The following is a 5,452-nucleotide window of genomic DNA, read 5'->3' on the forward strand; positions in this document are numbered from 1 at the left end:
GCAAAGAGAAAGGGCGGCCTTATGGGCCGCCCTTGATGTTGGTTGTTTTTGCCGGGGTGGCGGTCAGTGAGCGGCGTGGGCCATGGCGGCGGCGCCGTTGCCCCAGATATAGATGCAGACGAACAGGAACAGCCACACCACGTCGACGAAGTGCCAGTACCAGGCGGCGAACTCGAAGCCGAGGTGCTGGGAGGGCGTGAAGTGCCCTGCGTTGGCGCGGAACAGGCAGACGATCAGGAAGATGGTTCCGACCAGCACGTGGAAGCCATGGAAGCCGGTCGCCATGAAGAAGGTGGCGCCGTAGACGTTGCCGGCGAAGCTGAAGGCCGCATGCTGATACTCATAGGCCTGGACGCAGGTGAAGATGGCGCCGAGCGCGATGGTCAGGATCAAGCCCCACTTCAGCCCCTTGCGGTCGCCATTGAGCAGGGCATGGTGCGCCCAGGTCACGGTGGTTCCCGAGGTCAGAAGGATCAGGGTGTTGAGCAGCGGCAGGTGCCAGGGGTCGAAGGTCTGGATGCCCTTGGGCGGCCAGACGCCGCCGAACAGCGCCTCGCGCGTCACATGCACGGGGTCGCCCGGGAACAGCGCGGAGTTGAAGAAGGCCCAGAACCAGGCGACGAAGAACATGATCTCGGAGGTGATGAACAGGATCATGCCGTAGCGATGGCTGATCTGCACCACGCGGGTGTGATCGCCCTTGTGCTCGGCTTCGCGGATCACATCCGCCCACCAGCTCGCCATGGTGTAGAGCACGCCGACCACGCCGATGCCGAAGATGATCGGCGCGGCCGCGGTCATATGATGCATCCACAGGATCGCGCCGACGGCCATGATGAAAGCCGCGGTCGCGCCGACGATCGGCCACGGACTCGGGTCGACCAGGTGGTAATCGTGCTTGACTTGCGCCGTAGCCATTTGCGGTCTCTCTCCCTTAGCGGTGCCGGCGGTATTGGGCACCTATTGGTCTCACAACAAAACGCGTCGGTAACAAACGCGTCGGCCCTCGAAGCTCAGATGCTTCCCCCTGGCCTGTCCGGCTCGTTTGCCGCCACCGGCTTGGGCGCGGCATTCTTCACCGGGAAGAAGGTATAGGACAGGGTGATGGTGTTGACGCCGTCGTACTCGCTGTCGGCGGCGAAGGCCTGATCGACATAGAAGACGACGGCCATCTCCCGCTTCTCACCGGGCGCCAGGGTTTGCTCGGTGAAACAGAAGCAGTTGATCTTGGTGAAGTATGATCCGACCGCCAGCGGCGTGACGTTATAGGCGGCCTGTCCGGTCGTGGGCGACGCCGACTCGTTGCTGATGGCGTAATGCACGGTGGTGACCTCGCCGACCCGGACCTCTATGGTGGTCTGCTCCGCCTCGAACTTCCAGGGCAGCCCGCCGGAGACGTTGGAGTCGAAACGCACCGTCACCGTGCGCGCCAGCGGCGCCGCCTGCGGCGCGCCCCCTGCCACCTGCGTGGTTCCGTTAAACCCGGTGACGCGGCAGAACCAGTCGTAGAACGGCACCGACGCATAGGCCGCCCCGAGCATCAATGCGACCACCAGGCCGCAGGCGGCCCCGATCTTCACATCGCGGCCGATGCGCGGCGCAGCCTTCGGCAAAGCCGGGGCCGCGGATTGCTGCGGGTGTTGCGGCGCGTCCGTCATTCTCAATCACACCGGTCGGACCAGAACGCCCGGCCCTTTGATGAAGGTGACCGCGAAGAACAGCAGGACCAGAACGCCGAGCGCCCAGGCGATCGCGATCGAGCGTTCGCGCCGACGCTTCTTCTGAGCTTCGGTGAGAACGATCCGGTCTCCCTCCGGCTTGTCGTTGCTGTCCATCGGTTCATGCGCCCCTCTACCAGATCAACGGCGCGACGGCCTTCGCGACCACATCGAGCAGCAGAACGGCGAACAGCGCGAACAGATAGAAGATCGAGAAGGCGAACAGCCGCCGTGTGGCGCGCAGCGCCTGGCTTCCGGTCCGGTGGCGATAGACCTCGATCGCGAGCACCAGCATGCCGGCGCCGAGGATCAGCGAGGTCACGCCATAGATCCAGTCGAAGTAGCCGAGCGGCCAGGGCGCGGCGGCGATCGCCACCAGCACGATGGTGTAGAGCAGGATCTGCAGCCGCGTCGCGTCGGGACCGGCGACCACCGGCAGCATCGGAACCCCGGCGCGGGCGTAATCGTCGGAGCGGAACAGCGCCAGCGCCCAGAAATGCGGCGGCGTCCAGAAGAAGATGATCAAGAACAGAAGCAGCGGCTCAACCGACAACGACCCCGTCGCGGCCGCCCATGCCACCACCGGCGGCAGCGCACCGGCGGCGCCGCCGATCACGATGTTCTGCGCGGTCCGCCGCTTCAGCCCCATCGTGTAGATCACAACGTAAAAGAAGATCGTGAAGGCGAGCAGTCCCCCGGCATACCAGTTGACCAGGGTGCCGAGCGTCATCACCGAGAAGAACGACAGCGTGAGGCCGAACCCCATCGCCTCGCCGCGGGTGATGCGGCCGCGCGGGATCGGCCGGTTGGCCGTGCGCGACATCAGCACGTCGATATCGCCTTCCAGCGCCATGTTCAGCGCGCCGGAGGCGCCCGCTCCGACCGCGATGCACAGGATCGCGATGAAGCCCAGCACCGGGTGAACATGGCCCGGCGCAATCATCAGCCCGACCAGCGCGGTGAAGATCACGAGTGACATCACCCGCGGCTTCAGCAGCGCGAAGTAATCGGCGACACCCGCCTCCGAGATCCGGGGCGGTAGCTCAACGGCTTTTTGATCGACAACCGACACGATACTACCCGCTTTTGTTGGGTGCGCGGCGCATGAGTGCGCCGCGCACATTCACATGACTGCTTACTGCACCTTCGGCAGGGTGGAGAACTGGTGGAACGGAGGCGGTGAGGACAGCGTCCATTCCAGCGTCGTCGCGCCTTCACCCCACGGATTGTCAGCCGCCTGCTGCTTGCGCGCGAAGGCGTCGACCAGGCCGTAGAGGAAGATGATGACGCCGAAGCCCGTGATGAAGGCGCCGTAGGACGAGATCTCGTTCCAGCCCGCGAACGCATCCGGATAGTCCACCATGCGCCGCATCATGCCCTGCAGACCGAGGAAGTGCTGCGGGAAGAACAGGATGTTGGCGCCGATGAACATCACCCAGAAGTGCAGCTTGCCGATGGTCTCGTTGTACATGTAGCCCGACATCTTCGGGAACCAGTAGTACCAGCCCGAGAAGATCGCGAACACCGCGGCAATGCCCATCACGTAGTGGAAGTGCGCGATGACGTAGTAGGTCTCCTGCATCACGCGATCAACGCCCGCATTGGCCAGCACAACGCCGGTCACGCCGCCGACCGTGAACAGGAAGATGAAGCCGATCGCAAACAGCATCGGCGTCTTGAACTCGATCGAGCCGCCCCACATCGTGGCGATCCACGAGAACACCTTCACGCCCGTCGGCACCGCGATCACCATGGTCGCCGCGACGAAGTAGGCCTGCGCCGAGGACACCATGCCGACCGTGTACATGTGGTGCGCCCACACGACAAAGCCGATGCCGCCGATCGCCACCATGGCGTAGGCCATGCCCAGATATCCGAAGATCGGCTTCTTCGAGAACGTCGAGATCACATGGCTGATCATGCCGAAGCCCGGCAGAATCAGGATGTACACCTCGGGATGACCGAAGAACCAGAACAGATGCTGGAACAGCACCGGATCGCCGCCGCCATCGGCCGCGAAGAACGTGGTGCCGAAGTTACGGTCGGTCAGCAGCATCGTGATCGCGCCCGCCAGAACCGGCAGCGCCAGCAGCAGCAGAAACACGGTGACCAGGATCGACCAGACGAACAGCGGCATCTTGTGCATGGTCATGCCAGGCGCGCGCATGTTGAAGATCGTGGTGATGAAGTTGATCGCCCCGAGGATCGAGGAGGCGCCCGCAAGGTGGATCGACAGAATGCTGAAGTCCACCGCCGGACCCGGATGACCGCTCGTCGACAGCGGCGCATACAGCGTCCAGCCCGTGCCCGCTCCGGTCGCGCCCGGCTCACCCTCCATGAACGAGGAGATCAGCAGCAGCGCAAACGCCGCCGGCAGCAGCCAGAACGAGATGTTGTTCATGCGCGGGAACGCCATGTCGGGCGCGCCGATCATCAGCGGCACGAACCAGTTGCCGAAGCCGCCGATCATCGCAGGCATCACCATGAAGAAGATCATGATCAGGCCGTGATTGGTCGCAAACACGTTGTAGGTATGCGCAGGATCAAAAACCTGTATGCCGGGGTACATCAGTTCCGCCCGGATGCCCATCGACATCAGGCCGCCGATGATCCCCGCCACGATGGCGAACACCAGGTACATGGTCCCGATGTCCTTGTGATTGGTCGAATACGCAAAGCGCTTCCACCCTGTCGGGTGGTGCGCATGGTCACCATGATCGTCATGGGCATGGTCGTGAGCAGATGCTGTTGCCATTGTCTAATCCTGTCTGTCGTCCCTTGAAGTCCTTCGAACCCTGGCGGGCGACCCCTTCGCAGGCGCCGCCCCTCGTCGAAATCGCCCGACGCGACGCCTACTGCATCACGCCGGCGGCCGACGCCACCGCGTTCGCCGGGTTCGAGGCAAACTTCTTCTTCGCGGTCTCAACCCACGCCGCAAATTCCTGCTCGCTTACCACGCGAACCGCAATCGGCATGAAGGCATGGTCCCGGCCGCACAACTCAGAGCACTGGCCGTAGAAAATGCCCGTCTTCGTGGCCTTGAACCAGGTCTCGTTGAGACGGCCCGGAATCGCGTCCACTTTCATGCCGAACGACGGAACTCCAAAGGAATGAATGACATCAGCCCCGATCACCTGAACCCGGACCACCTTGTTCACCGGAACAACCAGCTCGTTGTCCACCGCAAGCAGACGCGGCTTCTTGTCCTGCGCCAGCAGCGAGTCAAACTCGAACTTGCCGTTGTCCGGATAGGTGTAGGTCCAGTACCACTGCTTGCCGGTCGCCTTCACCGTCAGGTCAGCCTTCGGAAGGTCAAGCTGCTCAAACAAAAGACGGAATGAGGGAACCGCAATGCCGACCAGGATCAGAACCGGGATGATCGTCCACGCAACCTCGATCATCGTGTTGTGCGTCGTCTTCGATGGAACCGGATTGGCGCGCGCGTTGAACCGCACCATCGCAACAACCAGAAGGGCCGTCACAAACAGCGTGATCAGCGTGATCACCACCAGAAGCCCGTTATGCATGCGCGCAATGCTCTCCATCACAGGGGTCACACCCTGCTGAAGATCAAAGCCCCACGCATGCGGCTGACCTATCTCATCCGCCGCAAATGCCGCTCCGCCAGCAGCAAATGCCGCTCCGCCAAACGCCAATCCCAGAAACCGGCGGCCAAACCGGCGGCCATATTGGCCCATCGACATCTTCATGCCGCTCGCGCTCCTTGTCATAAA

Annotated in this window: 6 protein-coding genes; all 6 read right to left on the bottom strand. The window is 63.0% G+C overall.

Annotated features, from left to right (window positions below):
- Nucleotides 1-63: 63 nt before the first annotated feature.
- Nucleotides 64-918 carry a cytochrome c oxidase subunit 3 gene (locus NWI01_RS18350; RefSeq protein WP_141385381.1) on the bottom strand — a complete coding sequence of 285 codons (855 nt, stop codon included), beginning with the start codon at nucleotides 916-918 and terminating at the stop codon, nucleotides 64-66.
- Nucleotides 919-1,013: 95 nt separating this feature from the next.
- Nucleotides 1,014-1,658 carry a cytochrome c oxidase assembly protein gene (locus NWI01_RS18355; RefSeq protein ID WP_141385376.1) on the bottom strand — a complete coding sequence of 215 codons (645 nt, stop codon included), beginning with the start codon at nucleotides 1,656-1,658 and terminating at the stop codon, nucleotides 1,014-1,016.
- Between the two features lie 6 nt (nucleotides 1,659-1,664).
- Nucleotides 1,665-1,835, bottom strand: a complete 171-nt coding sequence (locus NWI01_RS18360; RefSeq protein WP_141385377.1) for a CoxF protein — start codon at nucleotides 1,833-1,835, stop codon at nucleotides 1,665-1,667.
- Nucleotides 1,836-1,851: 16 nt separating this feature from the next.
- Nucleotides 1,852-2,790: a heme o synthase gene (locus NWI01_RS18365; protein WP_141385378.1), complete on the bottom strand. Its 939-nt coding sequence runs from the start codon at nucleotides 2,788-2,790 to the stop codon at nucleotides 1,852-1,854.
- A 63-nt stretch (nucleotides 2,791-2,853) separates the two neighbouring features.
- The gene (ctaD, locus tag NWI01_RS18370) at nucleotides 2,854-4,473 is read right to left on the bottom strand and encodes a cytochrome c oxidase subunit I (protein ID WP_141385379.1); all 1,620 of its coding nucleotides are present in this window, start codon (nucleotides 4,471-4,473) and stop codon (nucleotides 2,854-2,856) included.
- A gap of 97 nt (nucleotides 4,474-4,570) precedes the next feature.
- A complete protein-coding gene (coxB, locus tag NWI01_RS18375) occupies nucleotides 4,571-5,428 on the bottom strand; it encodes a cytochrome c oxidase subunit II (protein WP_141385380.1) in 858 nt (285 codons plus the stop codon).
- Between the last annotated feature and the right edge of the window lie 24 nt (nucleotides 5,429-5,452).

This window comes from Nitrobacter winogradskyi (genome assembly GCF_006539545.1).
GTDB classification, from domain to species: domain Bacteria; phylum Pseudomonadota; class Alphaproteobacteria; order Rhizobiales; family Xanthobacteraceae; genus Nitrobacter; species Nitrobacter winogradskyi_A.

Excerpts from the sequence above, each read along its gene's own strand:
- NWI01_RS18350 (WP_141385381.1), bottom strand. The coding sequence starts at position 918 with ATGGCTACGGCGCAAGTCAAGCACGATTACCACCTGGTCGACCCGAGT.
- NWI01_RS18355 (WP_141385376.1), bottom strand. The coding sequence starts at position 1,658 with ATGACGGACGCGCCGCAACACCCGCAGCAATCCGCGGCCCCGGCTTTG.
- NWI01_RS18360 (WP_141385377.1), bottom strand. The coding sequence starts at position 1,835 with ATGGACAGCAACGACAAGCCGGAGGGAGACCGGATCGTTCTCACCGAA.
- ctaD (WP_141385379.1), bottom strand. The coding sequence starts at position 4,473 with ATGGCAACAGCATCTGCTCACGACCATGCCCATGACGATCATGGTGAC.
- coxB (WP_141385380.1), bottom strand. The coding sequence starts at position 5,428 with ATGAAGATGTCGATGGGCCAATATGGCCGCCGGTTTGGCCGCCGGTTT.